At 70.3% G+C, this 18,625-nt stretch carries 20 protein-coding genes; 4 read left to right on the top strand and 16 right to left on the bottom strand.

The annotated features are described in order from the left end of the window. Positions 1-756, top strand: a complete 756-nt coding sequence (locus IG90_RS0123600; RefSeq protein WP_030587957.1) for a 2'-5' RNA ligase family protein — start codon at positions 1-3, stop codon at positions 754-756. Between the two features lie 13 nt (positions 757-769). Here the strand turns inward: IG90_RS0123600 and IG90_RS0123595 are convergent, their stop codons facing one another. The 3 genes from IG90_RS0123595 to IG90_RS44910 are packed head-to-tail and all read right to left on the bottom strand — an operon-like array spanning position 770 to position 3,934. Beyond that, a complete protein-coding gene (locus IG90_RS0123595) occupies positions 770-1,357 on the bottom strand; it encodes an HAD family hydrolase (RefSeq protein WP_007490692.1) in 588 nt (195 codons plus the stop codon). Next, positions 1,350-2,945 carry a PEP/pyruvate-binding domain-containing protein gene (locus tag IG90_RS46085; RefSeq protein WP_030587951.1) on the bottom strand — a complete coding sequence of 532 codons (1,596 nt, stop codon included), beginning with the start codon at positions 2,943-2,945 and terminating at the stop codon, positions 1,350-1,352. The genes IG90_RS0123595 and IG90_RS46085 overlap by 8 nt, the downstream gene beginning before the upstream one ends. Next, positions 2,942-3,934 carry a hypothetical protein gene (locus tag IG90_RS44910; protein WP_030587949.1) on the bottom strand — a complete coding sequence of 331 codons (993 nt, stop codon included), beginning with the start codon at positions 3,932-3,934 and terminating at the stop codon, positions 2,942-2,944. Before IG90_RS44910 ends, IG90_RS46085 begins: the two co-directional genes overlap by 4 nt. 163 nt (positions 3,935-4,097) lie before the next feature. Here IG90_RS44910 and IG90_RS0123580 point away from each other — a divergent pair, with 163 nt between their 5' ends. Continuing rightward, complete coding sequence (locus tag IG90_RS0123580) at positions 4,098-4,595, top strand: NUDIX hydrolase (RefSeq protein WP_030587946.1); 498 nt, start codon at positions 4,098-4,100, stop codon at positions 4,593-4,595. A 1-nt stretch (position 4,596) separates the two neighbouring features. Here the strand turns inward: IG90_RS0123580 and IG90_RS0123575 are convergent, their stop codons facing one another. The 13 genes from IG90_RS0123575 to IG90_RS0123515 all read right to left on the bottom strand — a co-directional run bounded on the left by IG90_RS0123575 (position 4,597) and on the right by IG90_RS0123515 (position 14,627). After that, positions 4,597-5,262 carry a 3'-5' exonuclease gene (locus IG90_RS0123575; RefSeq protein WP_030587942.1) on the bottom strand — a complete coding sequence of 222 codons (666 nt, stop codon included), beginning with the start codon at positions 5,260-5,262 and terminating at the stop codon, positions 4,597-4,599. Then, positions 5,250-6,350 carry a DegT/DnrJ/EryC1/StrS family aminotransferase gene (locus IG90_RS0123570; RefSeq protein WP_007490684.1) on the bottom strand — a complete coding sequence of 367 codons (1,101 nt, stop codon included), beginning with the start codon at positions 6,348-6,350 and terminating at the stop codon, positions 5,250-5,252. The genes IG90_RS0123575 and IG90_RS0123570 overlap by 13 nt, the downstream gene beginning before the upstream one ends. Continuing rightward, on the bottom strand, positions 6,347-7,390 hold the full coding sequence (locus IG90_RS0123565) for a radical SAM protein (protein ID WP_007490682.1): 1,044 nt from the start codon (positions 7,388-7,390) through the stop codon (positions 6,347-6,349). The genes IG90_RS0123570 and IG90_RS0123565 overlap by 4 nt, the downstream gene beginning before the upstream one ends. Then, a complete protein-coding gene (locus IG90_RS0123560; protein ID WP_157846345.1) occupies positions 7,372-8,070 on the bottom strand; it encodes a nucleoside/nucleotide kinase family protein in 699 nt (232 codons plus the stop codon). The genes IG90_RS0123565 and IG90_RS0123560 overlap by 19 nt, the downstream gene beginning before the upstream one ends. Continuing rightward, a complete protein-coding gene (gene folE, locus IG90_RS0123555) occupies positions 8,067-8,669 on the bottom strand; it encodes a GTP cyclohydrolase I (RefSeq protein WP_033894587.1) in 603 nt (200 codons plus the stop codon). Before folE ends, IG90_RS0123560 begins: the two co-directional genes overlap by 4 nt. Further along, positions 8,666-9,400 carry a WbqC family protein gene (locus IG90_RS0123550; protein WP_033894586.1) on the bottom strand — a complete coding sequence of 245 codons (735 nt, stop codon included), beginning with the start codon at positions 9,398-9,400 and terminating at the stop codon, positions 8,666-8,668. Before IG90_RS0123550 ends, folE begins: the two co-directional genes overlap by 4 nt. After that, positions 9,400-10,101: a PIG-L deacetylase family protein gene (locus IG90_RS0123545; protein WP_007490674.1), complete on the bottom strand. Its 702-nt coding sequence runs from the start codon at positions 10,099-10,101 to the stop codon at positions 9,400-9,402. Before IG90_RS0123545 ends, IG90_RS0123550 begins: the two co-directional genes overlap by 1 nt. 80 nt (positions 10,102-10,181) lie before the next feature. After that, complete coding sequence (locus IG90_RS0123540) at positions 10,182-11,294, bottom strand: glycosyltransferase family 4 protein (RefSeq protein ID WP_030587929.1); 1,113 nt, start codon at positions 11,292-11,294, stop codon at positions 10,182-10,184. Continuing rightward, positions 11,291-11,866, bottom strand: coding sequence for a phosphoribosyltransferase (locus IG90_RS40790; RefSeq protein ID WP_051860235.1), 576 nt, complete (start codon positions 11,864-11,866; stop codon positions 11,291-11,293). The genes IG90_RS0123540 and IG90_RS40790 overlap by 4 nt, the downstream gene beginning before the upstream one ends. A 31-nt stretch (positions 11,867-11,897) precedes the next feature. After that, on the bottom strand, positions 11,898-12,629 hold the full coding sequence (locus IG90_RS0123530) for a 7-carboxy-7-deazaguanine synthase QueE (RefSeq protein WP_051860234.1): 732 nt from the start codon (positions 12,627-12,629) through the stop codon (positions 11,898-11,900). Further along, positions 12,626-13,036: a 6-pyruvoyl trahydropterin synthase family protein gene (locus IG90_RS0123525; RefSeq protein WP_007490666.1), complete on the bottom strand. Its 411-nt coding sequence runs from the start codon at positions 13,034-13,036 to the stop codon at positions 12,626-12,628. The genes IG90_RS0123530 and IG90_RS0123525 overlap by 4 nt, the downstream gene beginning before the upstream one ends. A gap of 62 nt (positions 13,037-13,098) precedes the next feature. Next, positions 13,099-14,085, bottom strand: coding sequence for an aldo/keto reductase (locus IG90_RS0123520; protein ID WP_078508332.1), 987 nt, complete (start codon positions 14,083-14,085; stop codon positions 13,099-13,101). An 83-nt stretch (positions 14,086-14,168) separates the two neighbouring features. After that, positions 14,169-14,627, bottom strand: coding sequence for an ATP-binding protein (locus IG90_RS0123515; protein WP_030587915.1), 459 nt, complete (start codon positions 14,625-14,627; stop codon positions 14,169-14,171). 801 nt (positions 14,628-15,428) lie between these two features. Between IG90_RS0123515 and IG90_RS39680 the strand changes: the two genes are divergently transcribed. Both IG90_RS39680 and IG90_RS0123500 read left to right on the top strand, forming a co-directional pair. After that, positions 15,429-17,597, top strand: coding sequence for a glycoside hydrolase family 15 protein (locus IG90_RS39680; protein WP_030587912.1), 2,169 nt, complete (start codon positions 15,429-15,431; stop codon positions 17,595-17,597). Positions 17,598-18,378: 781 nt separating this feature from the next. Continuing rightward, on the top strand, positions 18,379-18,573 hold the full coding sequence (locus IG90_RS0123500) for a hypothetical protein (RefSeq protein ID WP_007490656.1): 195 nt from the start codon (positions 18,379-18,381) through the stop codon (positions 18,571-18,573). The last annotated feature ends 52 nt before the right edge of the window (positions 18,574-18,625 follow it).

Below are 18,625 nucleotides of genomic sequence, written 5' to 3'. Positions count from 1 at the left end.
GTGGCGCCCGAGCTGGCCGTCGACACCAGGGCCTTCCCCTGCGCACCCCCCGCCGACCTCGACGACTCCCGCGTGATTGTCGAGCACGACTGGCGGGCCTTCCAAGCTGTCGACCGCATGAAGAACCACTGGGATCGCCCGGGATGGTCGGAACGGCAGCAGGCCTACTACTGGATGCTCACCTTCGCCGACGCCACCGCCCTGGTGCGACGCACGGAGCACTGCCAGGGCGCGCTCGAGCATCTCAGCATGGACCTGGTGCCCGCCGACGGCCTGCACGTCACCCTGCTCCGGATCGGTGCCACGGAAGGAGTGTCACATCCCCAGCTCGAGCACCTGATCTCCATGGCGGAGCACTTGTCCGTAGGTGAGTTCCGCATTCTGGCTCATCCCCTTGCCGGCAGCCGCGGTGCCGTCCGCTTCAGCCTCACCCCGTGGAGACCGCTCGTCGGCCTCCACGCTGCGCTCAGCGCGCTCGGCGCTCAAGCCGGCGTGCCCGGCGGCAAGCCGACCAGCACCTTCCGGCCGCATCTGGGAGTGGCCTACAACAACGCCGAGCGCCCGGCAGCGCCGGTCGTCGACGTGGTGTCGCAACTGCGCTCGCTTCCCCCAGTAGCTCTCGATGTCTCGTCAGTGGACCTGGTGAAGCTCCGCCGCCAGGGAAGGACCTACCGGTGGGAGACCATCCGCACGCTTCCGCTGCGCCCAACGGGATTGGCCTCGGCTGCCGAGGGAGCCGCACCAGGTGCGCAGTGATCCTTCACGTGGCTCATGTGACCGGAACCAGAGTGGTGCCGCTCACGGTGAGCAGCCGCATGCCCGCTGATCGGGCCGCGGCGATGCCGTCGGATGCGTCGTCCACCGCCAGGCAGTGCGAGGGCGCCACGCCCAGCTGTCGCGCCGCTTCCAGGTAGACGTCGGGAGCGGGTTTGCCGCGCGCCACGGACTCGGCAGTGACCACGATCGGAAGGAGCCCGTTCAGTCCCAGGCGCTCGATCCCGGTGTGCACCAGGACTGCGGCCGCGCTGGACGCGACGGCCCGGGGGATCCTGCGTGCACGGGCCTGCTCGAGCAGTTCCAGGGTCGCCGTGATCACTGCAGGCGGGGGCCCGTTCAGCAGGCGTTGGCGGCTGGCGTGGACCACCTCTTCGACCGGGAGCTCGCGCTCGCCGGCCAGGACCCGCAGGAGGTCGCGTACCGGCAACCCGGCATGCACCGTGTACCAGTCCTCCTCGACCGTGAGTCCGTACGGCACGAGCGCTTGGCGCAGCGCGTCGAGACGCCGCCGGCCGTTGTCGACGACCGTGCCGTCCCAGTCCACGATGAGACCGGCGGTGTCGCCCAGGAGATCAGTCATGGAGGCCTCGGCTGTGGAGGACCCGGCCGTTCGGGTCGACGGTCACAAGAGTCTCCGGCACGTCTCCGCCGTCCACCGGCCACAGCAGGCGTCCGAGGGACTTCAAACGAATCACCTGGAACCCCGGCAGCTCCGGAGTGGCGACGTCCTCGTCCACGATCAGCACCCCCACCGTCCCGTGCTCGGCCGACGCCGTGAGGGTGGGGAGCACAGGGTGATGCTCTGCCGGTGAGTGCAGCAGGAGGGTAGCGGCACGCCCGTCGTGCGCGGCGGTGGCCGGCAGGCGCTGGAGCACGACGGCCGCTCCGTCCAGGCGGGCGCGCTCGGTCCGTTGCTCCGGAATGCCCGCGACGGGCCGCACGGTGCCTTCAGTTCCGTTGACCTCGATCAGGCGCGCCGAGGGGATCGCGGTCGCGGCCTTGACGTTGGTGACGCAGGGAATGCCGAGCTCGCGGGCGATGATCGCGGTATGGGAGAGCGGTCCCCCCGTGGTGGAGACGACTGCGGCGGGCTGCTCCAGCAGGGCGCCGGCCGCCTCGGGACCGAGCGCGCCGCAGATCAGCACGGCACCGGTCAGGGCTGTGCCCTCGCCGATGCGAACAGCCGGCCCCGCTGCGGTGCCCGCGACAGCAGGGATGCCGGTCCAGCCGTCCTCACAGTGCCGACCGGTTGCGCGGGCTTCGTGGAGGGGGCGGGTGAGCGGGCGTGCTTGCACCAGGTGCAGGGTGCCGTCGGCGGTGAAGGCCCACTCCAGGTCGATACGTTCGAGGCTCAGCGCGGCTGCCGCGACAACGGCGCTGTCCAGGAGGGCCAGGCGGTGTTCCTCGCTCAGCACGGGATCAGCCGCCCACGGCGTCGGCGTGTGGAGGTGCAGGACGCCTTCCTGTGACGTCTTGATCTTCGCGAGTGTCTCGTCCTGGTTGACGCCGGTGATCGTCGTCCACTCCCCCGGTGGCAGCCGCAGCTCGTCGGGGGCACCCGGCATGAGGATGATCCGCTGCTCGGCGGGCTGGACAGGGTGGGCGGTGTGACGCAGGCCGGAGTGGACCTCGCCGGTCTGGGTGCCGCTGACGAGTGGTTCGGCCAGGCCGCGGACGGCCTCGATCCGCCAGCGGACGCACCGGCCGGCGAGCACCTCGGCTGCCAGTACGCCGGAGGCAGTGGGGCGCAGCGCGGGCTGGATGACCACGGCCATCCCAAGAGCCGCGGTGATGCCGTGGGCCCGCGCGTAGGCCTGCGCCGTCGGCTGCAGTGCGGAGGAGCGGACCTCGGTAATCGCAGCGTGCAGCGGGCCGGAGTGGGCGGGGGTGAAGCGTGAGGCGTACATCCCGGCGAACGAGACGGCGGCGCCGTCCTCGGCGACGGCGGAGGACCGGGCGATCAGGCCGTACGGGGCACGCCCCTCCGCCCAGGCCAGGATGCGGTCCACAAGGATCGGCACCGCGCTCTCCGGTGTACCGACCGGGACCACCAGGCCCTCGGGAACCGGCAGACCTTGGCGGAGCAGCCGGGCCAGGGCGGCGGCCTTCCCGCCGACGCGCGCCGCATTGTGGGCCTGGTCGAGGGGGAGCAGGGGGGTGGGGGTCATCGGCCGTCTCCCAGGGCGAGCAAGTCGGGTGTGGTGACGCGGGTGGCATCGTGCTCTCTGGCCGTGCACCAGCGGCGCACCAGCGACAGGTAGCGGTGGCGCAACTCCTTGCGCCGTTCCTCGCTGTCGGCGGCCCAGGCGAGGGCGGTGCTCAGGGCGCGCACCGCGGCGAGCTGGCCGGGCCGGCCGCCGGCAGCCAGCAGCGCCGCGGTCTCCCATGCCTCGCGTACGGCGGCAGAACGGTCCAGGGAGCCGGTGAGGGATGCCAGCTCGGATTCGGGGTCTGCGCTGGATGACAGGGTTCGCAGCAGGTCGGCGGCGCGGTCGGGGTCCTCAAGGGGCATGGCGGCAGCTGCCGGTGAGCCCGCCCCGTACAGAGTTCCGGCCCGGGCGCTGACGTCGGCTGCGGCCAGGGCAAGGGGACGTCCGTCACGGATGCTGGCGGCGGCTTCCAGGAGGAGACGGTGCGCCTGCAGCAGGTGGCCGGTGCGGTTCGGGGTGGCCAGGGCGAGCGTGCAGTCTCGGGCGCGGGCCCGGCTGGACAGCACCTGGCTCAGGAGGTCCTCCCACTGCTGCTCGGGCAGCAGCCAGTTGACGATGTGGGCGGACATGACCTTCAAGAACGCCGCCGTCCCCCGCCCGATGGCTTCGTCCGCTGCCTTCACGTCCCGGTCGCTCAGGGCTTGTTCGGCCTGGTCCAGTGCGCTGGCGGTCTGCTCCCGGTGGAGGGCCGTGCGATCGGCCAGGTCCCGGACGCGATCGGGGTCGGACAGGAACTTCTCCAAGGCGGCGACGAGCCGAAGGTGTACGGGTTCGTCGATGTCGACGATGCCCGGCCGCCGCAGCCGCCCGTACGGGGTCGGATCCTCCAGGAGCACCCTCGGCCAGGCTATGAGCGACGTGGTGTAAAGATCCCACTCCAGCAGTGTGCTCGCTGGGCGGCTGCGCTCGTAGTCGCAGGTCAGCATCCCGTTCCAGACGGGTTCCATGGGTGTCCTCCCGGGGTCTGGGGGTCGGATCGGCGAAGGCGCGGGTGATGTGGCGCGAATCTGCGGTGGTGGCCCTGGGTGCTGTGGGAGGCTCGATGCGGGCCTGGGGCGGCCGTGCCCCTTTGGGCCGGGAAGTGCCTGTCGAGCCGAGGGATGTGCGCTGATGGTCGTCAAGGAATCCACCGCGAGCGTGTTCGTCTTCAACCATGGCCAGGAGGGGGTGTGGCGCTGCGCGCTGGTGTGGCATCCGCGTCTGGAGGAGTGGCTTCCCGCCGGCGGACACGTGGAGAGTGACGAGAGCGCCGCCGAGGCGGCGGTGCGTGAGGTGGACGAGGAGACCGGCCTGACCGCCCGGCTGCTGCCAGGGCCGGCGCTGCCACTGCCCGCCGGTTTCCCGCACACGCAGGTCATCGCGCCGTGGTACGTGTGCGAGATGCGGGCCGGCGCCGACAACCACACGCGCGCGCCGCACCGGCACGTCGACCACGTCTTCGTGGCCGTAGTGGACGACACCACGCCGTCGCGGCAGCCGGTCCATGAGGTCCGCTGGTTCACCGAGCAGGAACTGGCCGAGGCGCCGAGCATCGCCGAGGACTCCCGGCTGCAGGCCAAGGAGCTCTTCGGACGGATCGATGACGTCGTCGGGGCTAACTGCATCTGAGCTACCCGCCGTCGGGCCCGAACAGCGTGTCCTGAACGGTGGCTTCCGCAGCCGGTTTGGGACGCGGTTGAAGACCGGCGGCCGCGTCGAGTTCCAGAAGCGTCGACCAGTGGCCCGCGGCCGCTCCCTCCTCCAGCAGCAACCGGAAGACCTCGGCGGTCACCTCCACGTCCGGCATGGCCCGGTGCCGCTGCACGGGCTTGGGGATGCCGTAGTAGCGCAGCAGCTCGTCCAGCCCGTACGAGGACATGCCGCGGACGGTCTTCCGGGCCATCCTCACCGTGTCCACGAGCGGCGTCGTGGCCAGGGTGGGGCAGTGCTCCCCCTGTCGGGCGATGAGCCCGGCCTCAGTCGAAGCGTGCTGCGCCACCAGCCGGTAGGGGGGTGTCGACAGCAACCCGTCCAGCTCGCCGAGCACTGCGGCAGCGGTCGGGGCGGACCGCAGCGCCGCCTCGGTAATCCCGTGGCTCATGTCGCGGGAGGTCACCGGCACGTCGGCCGGCGGCTGAATCAGCGACTCGAAGCGGCCGTCCTCCACCAGCTTGCCGTCCCGCACGACGAGCGCCATCGCAGCGACCTCGGTGGGCTCGGCGGGCCGACCCGCGGGGGTCAGGGCCTCGAAGTCGATCACGATGAAGGTGCAGTGCAGGCGGGTCAGGATGTCCACTGTGCGGCCTCCCGACGGATCGTGGCCGCGATCTGGTGGAGGTCTTCCTCGTCCATGCGGGCGGTGAAGGGCACGGCCAGGAGCCGGTCTACCGCACGGGCCGCGTTCGGACACGGATTCTGGCCAAGCTCGCGGCATGCCGGATGCTCGGGGGCGGTGCGCAGACCGAAGGTGCCGACGCTGTTGGTCACCCCCTGTTCGGCAAGGCGCGCGCTGAACGCCCGCGGGCGGTCGAGGGTGAGGTGCCACAGGGCGCTGTAGCCGTTGGGTTCCTGCTCGTCCGGGGGATGGTTCGGGACGAGGCCGGGCGTGTCGTCGACGAGTTCGTGCAGCATCCTGCATTGGTGTCGGCGGCGGGCGAGCGCGTCATCGAACGCGGCGAGCTGGTGGCGGGCGATGGCGGCCAGCGGCTCGGCGAGCCGGAGGCCGAGCCCCAGTCGGCTGCCGGCCGGAGCCTCGGGGGCCGGGGTGTGCCAGTGGGTGCGGAAGGCGGCGGCGCGCGCGGCGAGTTCCGGATCGTCGGTGAGGAGGTATCCGCCCTCTCCGCTGGAGATGATCTTTCCGTCTTTGAGGGAGAAGCAGCCGATGTGGCCGATCGTGCCGGCCTGGCGGCCGCGGGTGCGGCTGCCTTGCGCCTGGCACGCGTCCTCGATCAGGCGTAGTCCGGTCGCCTGGGCGTACGCGGCCAGTTCGTGGATGCCGTCGGTGCGGCCGGCGAGGTGGACAGGGAGGATCGCCCGTGTGGCGCGGGTCCTCTTGGCGGACAGGTCCTTGAGGTCGATGCCGCCTCCGCCTGGGGCGGAGTCGACGAAGACGGGCGTGGCGCCCGTCGCGGCGACGGCCTCGACGGTCATGATCACGGTGGTGGCAGGCATGAGGACCTCGTCGCCGGGGCCAATGCCGCAGGCCACGACCGCGGTGTGCAGCGCCGAAGTGCCCGAGGCCACGACAACGGCGTGCCGCGCGCCGAAGACGGACGCCAGTTCGCTCTCCAGCGCTTCGGCCTCGCGGCGCCCGGCCGGGTCGGGCATGCGGGCCAGAACCTGTTCCAGGGCCTGCATCAGCGCGGGATCGACTCCGGCGTTCACGATGTGCTCCCGGCGGGTGCGGGGTCCACGACACGGTCGAATCCCATGAGGGGCCACATGTTGACGCAGTCCACGCTGAACAGCGCGCAGTCCGCGCAGCCCGCCGGGCGGAACGCGTCCGCCGCGGTGGTCTCCCGGATGTTGCGGCGCCGCTGGGGCGGGGTCTGGGCGATGCGCAGCGCGGAGGGGCAGTCCCATACCGAGCCGTCGGGTTCGACGAAGAACAGGTCGTTGCCGCCGAAGCAGTCGCGGACCAGGCCGGTCGACTCTTGGACGGCCGAGACGAACTGGCCGGGGTAGTCGACGGAAGGCAGGGTCAGCGGCAGGCCGGAGGCGTAGAGCTGCCCGAACTCCCGGCGCAGGCGCGGAATGTCCGTCTCGGTGAGCACGAGCTCGTCGTGGAGATTGTGGTCGGCGGGCAGCGAGACGGGCTGGGCGACGAAGTAGTCGCAGCCCAGCTCGGCGGCCAGACGGGGCACCGTGGTGATGGCGTCCAGGTTGAGCTTGGTGATCATGCTGTAGATGCCGACTCGGGGTTGCGGCCGGTCACCGCGTGCCGTCAGGACGGTACGGATGCCGTTGACGACGCCCTCCCAGCCGAAGCCGGGCTTGCGCGGCGGGCGCCAGCGGTCGTTGTACTCGGCGTCGGTGGAGTCCAGCGAGACCGAGAACGCGTCCACGCCGAGGTCGACCAGCCGCTCGGCCATGCCCGGCTTGTTCAGGGCCGGGCCGCTGGTGCACACCACGACCTCGATTCTCTGGGTCTTGAGGATCTCGATCAGCTTCAGGGCCGGGGCCCACAGCAGCGGCTCGCCGCCGGCGAGGAAGACGCGGCGGACAGGCGAGTCGCCCAGGGTGCGGGCGAAGGCGAACAGTTGCTGGGTGGGGACGTCGTCCGGCGACTGATGGTCCAGCACGCCGGACCGCGGCAGGGCCTGGAGCGTGGCGTTCTCGGGCCAGTTGAAGTAGCACGGCAGGCACTTGTGGGAGGCGCACCATGAGCGCAGCGCCCACAGTACGGTCACGTTCCGGTCGGGCACGGGACGGCTCCTTTCGGCGTGGCGGCGGCCGCGGCGCGCTGGCACACATCGGTGATGAAGGCGACGGCGTGCGGCTCGTCGACCTGTTGGCGGTCGAGGACGTAGTACTGGCCCTGCTGAGTGTGGGCGAGCAGACGGTAGAGCCGGTCGGCCCGGGCCATCAGGGAGCGCTCGCTGGCGGTGGCGGTGCGGCCGATGCGTTGCTCGAATCGCTGGAGGCAGCGGCGAGGGTCGTCGAACAGCAAGATCGTGGCGGTGGGTTGCGGGCGCCAGGATTCGATCGTCGACAGGATGTGCCAGGCGGTGGTCAGGGCCTGTTCGTCGGAGTGCTGTTCCGTCTCGGCGAGCACGGCGGCCTGGTAGATGGCCACGGAGTGCGGGCCGCGGTCTTCCAGGACGACCTGTCCCGGTGTCACCGGGCCCAGGCTCTCAAAACGGTGGACCTGCAGTCCCATGAGGAGCAGGGTCTCGGTGCGCGGGTGGCCGGTGCGCAGGAAGAGGTCGCCGTCCTGGTGCAGTGCGGCGATCACCTGGCCGGGCAATCCGGCAGGCGGGGCGTCGGGCAGTTCGACCAGCGGGACGCAACGGGGACCGAGGCGCTCTGCGGCCTGGCGGCTGAGTCGGGTCTTGCCGACCCCGTTGGTGCCCTCGACGTTCACCAGCGCGATTTGCCTGCTCATCGCGCCCCCAGAGGGAGGAAGGCGGCGGTGCGCAGCCGGTCGGCGAGTCGGTCGTCGCTCTCGAGCCGACCGAGCAGACAGGCTGTCGTCGTGCGGGCGGCCTGGTCGCGGACGCCGCGCATGGCCATGCAGAGGTGCTCACCGACCGACCACACTCCGACGTCGCCGCTGCCCGAAAGCGCGGCGACTTCGTGAGCGACCTGCGCGGTCAGTGCCTCTTGGAGTTGCAGCCGGTGGGCGTAGGTCTGGACGATCCGCGGCAGTTTCGACAGGCCCAGGACCCGCCCGGCCGGCACGTAGCCGATGTGGACGTCCAGCCGGAACGGAAGGAGATGATGCTGGCACAGGCTCCAGGCCCGGATGCCGCTGACGACGACGTACTGGCCGCCGGATTCCTGGTGCGTGAAGGCGGTGTCGGTGGTGCCGGGGTCGTGCTGGAGGAAGTCCTTCCAGAAGCGGGCGACTCGAGCGGGGGTGTCGCGCAGGCCTTCGCTGTCGACGTCCTGGCCGAGCGCGACCAGGAGCTTGCGGTAGAGCGCCTCGACCTCGCCGAGGTCGATGCCGTCGGTGGTGGGGGGGCGGGTGTCAGTGGCGGTCATCCGAGCACCGCCATCTCCGGGGCCCACGGCCGCAGGTGGGCGCTGTCGGTGAGGACTGCGCGCGCCTGGGGCCCTTGGTGCAGCAGCAGGTCCAGGGCGGAGAGGCCGGGAGTGAAGGGCCCGCGTCCCTGGTCGTACGGAGGGCTGCTGTAGGTGGCGACCTCGACCTCGATCCCGGCCTGCGCGAGGAGGCCGGCGTCGAGGTATTCGGCAGCGCCGGTGCCCACCCGCAGCACGCGGGTGCCGGAGGTCTTGCACAGGTCGATGAGCATGTCCGTCTTCGCCCCAGCAGGGGTGATGGCGGAGGAGCGAACCAGTTCGATCTGCAGCCCGAACGCGTCGAGAAGGAGCCGGATCAGCTCCTGGTTCAGGTCGGCCAGGTGCGTCCACGAGCGGCCGTAGACCGCGCGCAGCGGCCCTTCCCACTGCGGCCAGTAACGGGCGTGCTGGTAGCACTCGGTGAGGGTGCGCCAGTGGCGGGCGCGCCAGCGGTCGTCGGCGATGCGGGCCGCACGGATCGGCTGCCCGAACCGGCCCGTGACCGGCACCGTGAGGCGCACCCGCTCACCGCGGGCATTGCGGACGAAGTTGCGGTTCTGCCAGCCGCGCTCGGTGTACTGCACGTGGTCGAGCAGGATGAGCCGGTCGACGTCGAGCAGGCGGGAGAAGTAACCGGGCCACGGAAGGTACGCGGGCTGGTGGGCGACCAGTACGTCGGTGCGGGCGGTCATCAGAAGGCCATCCGGTAGGGAAGGAACCGCTCGGCGGTCTCCGTGCCGATCGTGGCGCCAGCCGCTTCGTCGAGCGCGCGGATCTTGGCGGTACTGCGCGGGTGCGGGGCCTCGCGGAGCTGGCTGGTGTAGCAGAGCAGCGCCTTCTCCTTGGTCGGCCAGGCGGTGCTGGTGTCCACCACGACGGTCCGCGGTTCGTCGGCGGCGCGCCAGGACCGGTCCTCGGGTCCGTCGTAGCCGAGGACGAGAGGCGGAATCCACCGTATGTCCGCGGCGCCGGGCCGGGCCGCGGCGAGCGCGGCGGTGTGGACGGCCTGGTGGTCCTGGTGGTGGGCGTCGACGGTGGGGATGAACAGGACGTGCGGCCGACTGGTGTGCAGGCACGGGCCGGGCCCGGATTCGATAAGGGCGACCAACTCGGGCAGGTACGTTCCGGGATGGGCGGCGCGGTCGGTGTCGACCCAGGCCACGTGGTGCTGGTGGACGCCGAGGACGGAGCAGGCGGCGTCGAACTCGGCGCGGCGGGTGCCGGCGTCGGAGCTGCCGCCGTACATGGGCGCGGTGGTGCAGGCGACGGCGAGGACATCGACGTCGACGCCGTGCTCGGTCAGCTTGGCGATGGTGCCGCCGAGGCCGAGGGTCTCGTCGTCGAGATGGGTGCTGACCACGAGGGCGCGGTCACCGGGTTTCAGGCCGAACATGAAGGCCCTCCTCTTGTCCGTGGGAAGGGAGCGACGGGACCGCACGGCGCGCCCGTGCGGCAAGGCGGAGACTGATCGCGTCAGATCTGCAGTGCGGCCAGCAGCGTCCGGGCGGCTGCGGCCGGGTTGAAGGCGGCGACACGGTCGGGGGCGGACTGGCTGGCGGCCCGGTAGTCGTCGTGGCTGGTCAGCAGGGCGCGCAGGGCCTTCCACAGGGCGTCCGCGCCGTGCTCGAGGGGGACGGCGCGGCCGGCGGGACCCGCCATGCCCGGCACGTTGCCGAAGTCGAAGGTGATCACGGGTGTGCCGACGGAGAGGGCTTCGGCGGCGGTGTGGCAGAAGGTTTCGGGTTCGGTGGAGGAAATGACGGTTGCGGCGGCTCCGGCGAGGAACTGCGGGACCTCGCGCCAGCCGAGCGCGGGCAGGATGCGGATCAGCTCGGGCCGGGCGGCCTGCTGTTCCTTGCAGGCGGCGATGACGTCGCGCTGCATGCCGGGGAAGAACTCGAAGTCGGCTTCAGCCAGTACGAGTTCAATCGGCCGCCCCCAGTCGGCGGGCATGGCCTTGAGGAGCTCGGCCAGGCCCTTGGCAGGCTCCACGCGGGAGGCGATGCGAATGGGTCCGGCGGCTCGCAACGCTTCGCGCTGGTCCGCGGGCACGGGTGCGGGGTCGGTGAGCAGCGCGTTGGGGACGGTCACCCAACGGCTGGTGTCCAGGCCGGCCTGCGCGCCTTCCGCGGCGAGGTAGTCGCTGGCCGGGCACACCACGTCGACGGCGGCCAGGGCTTGCTGCCAGCGGTCCTCGCTGCTGCGGCGGATCTTGTGAACCATGAGGGCAGAGCGGACGCCGTCCGGCACCGGGTTCAGGTAGCCCAGGCCCCACAAGGTGTCCGCCCAGCACACCGCGTCCACCTGGTGGCGGGCGAGGATGCCGCGCACTTCCTCGATGACCGGCTGCGGGTCGGCGAGGGCCCGCAGGACGTCGTCGTTGAGGGCGGGACGGGGGAGGCGGACCGAGTCCAACCGGACCATGCCCGGCTCGGCGACGTCGCTGGGCGAGGCGGGGCCGGCCGCCAGGATGAGGGGGGTGTGGCCGAGCCGGCGTACGCCCTCGACGAGGGCGGCGATGCTTCGCTCGATGCCCGAGGGGTGGTCGGGCCGGTAGGTGAGCAGGCAGAACGCGATCGTGCTCACAGCGACTCCTTCGTCCGCACGGCGGCGGGCGCCGCAAGGTCTTCGGTGTGCTGGTCGGTCGGCTCGTTCCAGGGGAAGAGGACCCAGTCGAGGGTGTCCCACACCCAGGTGTCGGGAGTGAAGTCGGCCGCCCGGCTGCGGCACAGCACAGCGCTGCGCAGCTGGCCGGGGGCGAGGCGCTCGGTGAGGAAGGGCAGGACGGCCTTGAAGGTGGCGCCGGTGCCGCAAATGTCGTCGGCGACCAGGAGCCGCTGCCCGGACGCCAGTCGGCCGAGGGCATCGGCGGTCGTGGTGGACAGCTGCACGCGGCCGGTGGCCTCCAGGTAGAGGTCGTCGGTGGTGTTGTGCCGGGCGGTGATCTCGATGGCCTCGACGCCGAAGTGCGTCGCCAGTTCCCGGGCGAGCGGGACGCCGCCGCGGGCGATGCCAATCACGGCGTCGGGGCGGGGCTCGTGGGCGGCGATCAGAGCGGCGGCCGTCTGGAAGGCCTCCTGGTCCAGGTTCCAGATGCGTTTGTGCTCGAAGACGCGCTGCACGGGCGCACTCTCGGTACGGGTGAGGGGCTGGGTCACGTGAGTCCTCCGAAGGGGGAAGGCAGTCGGGTCAGCGGGCGCGCTTGTCGCCGAAGGCGAAGATGTGCATCCGCTGGGTGAAGTGCCAGCCGCGGGCGGGGACGTGGTCGGCCAGCAGACGGGTCGTGGCCACGAGCCCCTCCGCGGTGGTGCCCTCCGGCATGACATAGATCGGGGCGAGCCCGAACTGCTCGGCGTAGGAGGCGATCTCGTCGAGCTCGTCGACGGTGCGGGTGACGAACTTGAAGATCGCCTGACCGCTCGCGGCGAAGGCGCGCAGTGCCACCGGGACGATGCGCTTGTGCTCGGCGACGTCGGAGTTGGCGAGCTTGGGCGAGACGTTGAACTGCACGCCGTCGATAAGGAGTTCCGGGAGGGGGGCGATGGTCCCGTTCGTCTCGAACTCGATGCGCTTGCCGCCGGCGAGGAGGCGCTGGACGAGGGGGACGAGCTTCTTCTGCTGCAGCAGCGGTTCGCCGCCGGTGATCACGACCAGCTCGACATCCTGAGCGAGGGCCCAGGCAGCGAGGTCGTCGACGGTGCGCTTGTGGGACTCCTTCTTGATGTCGTAGTTGGCCCAGTCCCAGGTCTCCTTGGTGTCGCAGTAGCCACAGGTGAGGTTGCAGCGCGACAGGCGGATGAAGACGGCGGGCGTGCCGGCGCTCGGGCCCTCGCCCTGGAAGGTGGGCTGGGTGTCGCCGAAGGTGTAGGCGATGATCAGCTCGAACTCGTGGTCCGTGTCCAGCAGCAGGTTGGCAGTCACGCCGTCCTCCGGTTCGGGGTGTAGGTGGCCCAGGTCTTCTCGGTCTCGCTGACGCGCATCTGGATCAACCGCTCCGCGACGGCGGGGGTGAAGTGGGTGAGGAACCAGTGGGCGAGATGGCGGGCGAGCAGTTCCGAGGTCGGCTCGAAGTCGAGCACCTCGTTCAGGTTTCGGTGGTCGAGCGTGTCCTTGATGTACCGCGCGAGCGGCTCGAGGTCCTTGAAGTCGACGACGAATCCCGGTGGTACGAGTTCGTCCTCGGTGCAGGACAGGACCGCTTCGACGCGGTAGCCGTGCCCGTGCAGGCGGGCGCACACGTGGTCCGGCCCGAGGCTGGTGAGCTGGTGCGCAGCGTCGAAAGCGAATCGCTTGCTGATGGTGAAGGTCCCGTCCGGGGCCTGTTTCATGGTCGTCGTCCTCCGTGTCTCCATGCGGGGTGGGCGCTGGCGGGCTGGTGCGCGCGGCGGGGTCAGACCCTGGCCCTGCGCGCGCCTTGTCCCTCGGTCGATCCCTCTATCCCTGTGCGGATCTGGGCGTAGACCTCGTCGACCAGGGCGAGCTCGGTGGACGTGAGGGGTGGGCCGAGGCAGCGGAAGTTCTCGGTGATCTGGTCCTCGTGTGTGAAGCCGACGACTGCTGCGCCGTGGTCGGCCTTCTGCAGACATGACCGCAGAGCGAGCCGGGTCAAGACGCCGGGCGCGTCGCCGAAGTGGTCGCGGAGTGTGCGGAGGCCGGCAGAGATGGCCTCTAGCGCCCGCGGGGACAAGGCGCGGCCGCTCGGCGCTGAGCCAGAGGGACCGAGACGGGGCATGGCGCTGGGCAGTGTCTTGCCAGTGAGCAGTCCATGGGCCAGTGGCGCGGCGAGGATGACGCCGACTCTGTGGCGGGCGGTGAAGCCGAACAGGTCTTCGCCTTCCAGGGAGATCACCGGCGTGAGGGCGTTGAACCGGGTCCAGATGACATCCGGCTTGATGAGACGGAAGAGGTAGAGAAAGCGCTCCGCGCACGCGCTGCGCTCGGCGAGTGTCGCTCCGTAGTGGATGTACGGGCCGCGCATGCCGATGGCCTTGATGTCTCCCAGTTCCTGCAATGTGCGCACCTGGTCGATGGCGCCGCCCAGGTAACGGTCCTGGGGGCCGAAGTCCCAGGAGTCGAGGGTGTAGATGTCGACCTGGTCGACGTACAGGTTGTCGCGGGTCTGCTGGAACTGTCGGTGGATGTTGCGGTCGGCGTAGGCGTGCGGTGCGGATCCGCGGATGCGTCCGACCTTGCTGCTCACGATCAGACGTTCATTGCGGTACTCGCGCAGGATCCGTTCGAGTATCCGTTCCGCTCGGCCTGCTCCGTAGGAGTCGGCCGTGTCCAGGAGGTTGGCGCCGAGCTCCACCGCACGGCGTAGGCCGTCGAGCAGTCGGCCGTCGTTGGAGGGGTTTCCCAGTTCTCGCTCATCCGTCATGCCTATGGATCCGGTGTTGACGCCCAGCGGATGAGCCCTCAGGCCTCGGCCGAGGTGCCGAGGTGTGAGGGTGTGTTCGCCCGTCACCGCGCACCTGCCGGACGGTCGAGGATGGCAGTGACCATCTTTCCGTCGGTGGCCGGCTCCACTTTCAGGCACCGGGTGAGGCAGCTGACGATGAGCAGACCGCGGCCGCTGGTGGCCTCGATGAGCGCCGCGGGGTCTTCGTTGGCCGGGGCCACGGTGAGCGCGTCGAAGTCGGCGCCGCGGTCGATCACGCCCATGGCCACGCCCCGCTCGTAGATCTCCAGGCGCATCCGGACCGCTCCAGGTGTGTGCTTCAGGGCATTGGTGACGACCTCGCTGGCGACGATGTCCAGGTCGTCCAGCAAGGCGTCATCGGCATCGCCGTCCAGCGCGTCGTGGACTGCCGCGCGGGCCACGCGCTGCGGGGCGTCGAGGCCGGCGAGTTCGACGTTGCTGTGTCTCACCAGCTCTCCGAGGCTCCGGTCACGGATCAGCTCGGCGGTTGTTGAGGGCACCCTCGTCTCCTCGTGTTCGAGACGCCCTGGGGCGTGGCCACGATCGCGGCCTGCCTCAACGGTGGCGGAAGACGAGCGGCATCGGTACGCCAAACCGTCGCCACTTCTTCGCCACTTCGCGCCCCGCGACACGGAATTCCACTCCAGGAAAGAACGGCAAAACATGACAAATGAGAGTCCGGCTTGAGGCTGTCCCCCGCCCAAGTGGCGAAGAAGTGGCGACGGTTTGGCGTACCGATGCGAAGAGATCACCGTCATCGTGGAGATGGACCAGCACGTGGCCTCCCCGCGCACTTCTGGGCGGGGAGGCCACGCGCTGGCAGGGGCTTGCGATTCACCGCCGGCGCGCAGCTCACCGTTCGGTGCGCGTGCTCGCTTCCCGGCCGGGTGGCGAGAGGGCCAGCGCGCCCATCCCGGTGCTGGAACAGCCGTGCGGAAGACGCGCCCGGTCCGTCGTTGCCTGACGACCGCGGTGACCACCGGCCCCCACCGTCGCAACCCACGTCCCCTCGGAGTGACCGTGTTCCATGCTCTGCGCCGCCGCCGGTCGGCGGTTGCTGCCGTCGTGCAGACGGCGGCCTTACTGGCGAAGGACCCCACCGCGTTGCGGCGGGTCGCTTTCGAAGGCACCGCTCGCGCCCAGGCGGTGGCCGCGTGACGCCCGCCACCGCGCAAAAGGGCCTGAACGAGGCGTGCGCCGCGCTACGGGGCTTCGTCAGGGAGCACCCGTACGGCAAGGCGCTGCCACCTGTTGAGGAACTGGCGCACCGTATAGGCCAGTCGGTGAAGGTGACCCGAGCTGTGCTGCGTGAGCTGGACGCGGACGGCGAGATCGCCGTACCGCGCCGCGGGGCGACTCGGCGCCTGCGCCCGAACGAGGCGCACCCGAAGGACAGGAAGTTCGTGCGGGAGATCCGTGACGGAATCCGCTCCGGGCGCTACCGGGCTGGCACACCACTGCCCGTCGGGCTGCTCGCCCATCGGCATGGCCTCGGCGCGCGTCGGATGGCGCGGGTGTGCCGGCCGCTTCTTGCCGACGGGCTGCTCGTGAACCGGAGCGAGCCCGGGGGTCTCCGCCTGTGTGTGGCCACCGGAGCACCAGGGGTGGACGGCAATGCGGGGCGGATCGAGGACTACAGCCTGCTCGGCGACCAGAGGGGCTCTGCTCTGGTCCGCCTGGATGGCAGCATCGACTGGTTGTGCCTGCCGCGGTTCGACTCGGCTGCTGTCTTCACCCGTCTCCTCGGCACCTCCGAGCACGGCTTTTGGCAGATCGCTCCCGCCATCCTCCCGAATGGCGTCTCCGCGCCCGTCGCGGTCCGCCGGTACGTGGGTGACACGATGGTCCTGGAAACGGAGTGGACCACCGAGTCCGGCACGGTGAAGGTCACCGATTTCATGGTCCCGGGCGACGAAGCGCCGCAGGTCGTCCGCATTGTGACCGGGATGCAGGGGCAGGTCACGATGCGCTCGCTGCTTCGGGCCCGGCCCGGATATGGGCGCACCGTCCCCCGGCTCGAACGTATCGACGACAAACGTCTCGCCGTCGTGCCCGGTGGGGACGGCGATGGGCGGCTCTGGCTCAACACCACCAGGCCCGTCCAGGTCAACGCCGGCGACATTCACACCGACTTCACCGTCGTCGAAGGAGAGCAGGTCTCGTTCGCGCTCTCGTGGCGGGAGGGCGCCGATAGCCCTCCGCCGCATCCGTCCCCCGATGCCCTGCTGAAGCACACCCTCGACCACTGGGAGGCGTGGGTGGCTCGCTGCACCTACACCGGCCCGGACCGGGTTACGGCAGTCCGCTCCCTGCTGACCCTTGCGGCTCTCATCTACAGCCCGACCGGGGCGATCGTGGCCGCGCCGACCACGTCACTGCCGGAGGAGCTCGGCGGCGTCCGCAACTGGGACTACCGCTACGCATGGCTGCGTGACGACGCGTTCATCGCCAGTATCCTCGCGCGCTTTGGGTACCTGGCCGAGGCTCTCGCCTGGAAAGACTGGCTGGTGCGTGCCTGCGCCGGCACCCCAGGCCGTCGGCAGATCATGTACGGGATCGGCGGCGAATCCGACCTGCGCGAGAAGGTACTGCCCTGGCTCCCTGGATACGAGGGCTCGGCGCCGGTCCGGATCGGCAACGATGCAGCTGGCCAGCTCCAGATCGATGTCTACGGCGAGGTCGCCGACGCGCTCTACGAGATCGCACTCGCCTGCCCAGACGAGGCGCCCGGCATCGCCGCCATCATCGTGGAGCTCGTCACGGAGCTGGAGACGCTCTGGGACCAGCCTGACATGGGCATCTGGGAGATTCGTGGGCCGCGCCGCCGGTTCACGCACTCCGCCATCATGGCGTGGGTCGCCGTAGCCCGGGCCGTCCGGCTCATCGAACTCGGCTACGCCACCGGCCCGCTCGAGCGGTGGAAGGCGCTGCGCGAGACGATCCACCGTGAGGTGTGTGAGAACGGGTACGACGCCGAGCGGAACACCTTCACCCAGTACTACGGGGGGAGCACGCTCGACGCGTCGCTCCTGCACGCCATACTCAGCGGTTTCCTGCCCGCAGAGGACAAACGGGTCATTGGCACGGTCGAGTCGGTTCAGAACGAACTGAGCACCACCGGTGGGCTGGTGCTGCGGTACCGGACCGAGGGCGAAGGCGCCGGCGTTGACGGGTTGGCCGGCGACGAGGGCTACTTCGTGATCTGCACCGGCTGGCTGGCCGAGTCGCTCGACAGGATTGGCCGCCATGAGGAGGCCGCCGCGGTCCGCGAGCGTCTGCTTTCACTGCGCAACGAGGTGGGCCTGCTCGCCGAGGAGTACGACCTGCGCGCCAGACGCCAGTTGGGGAACTTCCCTCAGGGCTTCAGCCACTTGGCCATCCTCCGTGTGGTGTTGATGACGGGGCCCGTGTCCACCCGCCCAAATCGCATCGATCCGGCCCCCGTCTTGTCCGCCGGGACGGTGTCATGAACCGCCGCACCCCTTTCGCTCCAACGCCCACTGTGAGGGGGAGCCGGGTAGGTGAGGCAGGACACGGAAGCCGCTCGTTACCGGAGTTCCGCCGCTGCGTCAAGAGGAAGCTGGGAAGTGGCGAACAAGTGGCGACACCGTCGCCCTTATGCGCAGCTGCAGAGCCCACGAGGAGAGATCGTCCGATTCGCGCCGTCTGTTCTGGCCTCCTGAGTCCGTCGATCACTGTCCGCGACTGCGAAGTGGCGAAGAAGTGGCGGCAGTTTGGCGTATCGGTGGCACGCGAAACGCATCACGCTGGATTCACGATCATTCCGCCTGTCGAACCGTCCACGTTGCCGCTGATGGAGTTCCGATGATCCTGGCCACTCGCCTTCCCTGGCACGTCCAGTTCGCGGAAAGCCCCCGGCCGCGAGCGGAAGCTGCTACGGGCGTTGACGTCGTTGTCACCGCGCTGCGCGTGGGGATGCCCGCACTCGAGGCACTGCGTTCCGAGGGGGAGCCCGTAGGTCCGGTGCTCTGCTGCCCGGCCCACGGATCCATGTTCATCCCCGTGGAGGCCGGCACCAGCCACCGCTGGGGCGCCGCGCATTCCCAGTGCTTGCGGGACTCTTGGGTCTGCGGCGCGGCGTACGGGTCGGGATGGCCCCGGTGTCCCCGTCGGTTCTGGTTACTGCCGTACGAGACGTCGTTTCCCACCACCTCGCCCGGCAGCCTCCACCAGCAACTCAGTGCCAGCCGTGCTCAGTTGAGGATGGTGGCCGCGTGAGGAAGGATCCGCGTGTTTCTCACTCTGCCGCTCGTGGTCGTCCTCGGCGTCGTCGTGGTGCTGCTCGTCAGGAAGTCAGGGCTCAGGCCCTCGCACGCGGTGGCCGCCGTGCTGCTCGGGTTCTACCTGCACGACTCCACACTGGCCCCCACCATCAGCGAAGCCGTCCAGGGCGTTGCGGACGTCATCGGCGGCATCTCCCCCTAGACCGGTCGCCGGGACGGGTGCGCACCCCCGAGCGTGAAGGCCTCCCCCCGTG

This window comes from Streptomyces anulatus (assembly GCF_000721175.1).
In the GTDB taxonomy this organism is placed as follows: domain Bacteria; phylum Actinomycetota; class Actinomycetes; order Streptomycetales; family Streptomycetaceae; genus Streptomyces; species Streptomyces anulatus_C.
This window is presented reverse-complemented; position numbering and strand designations above follow the sequence as displayed.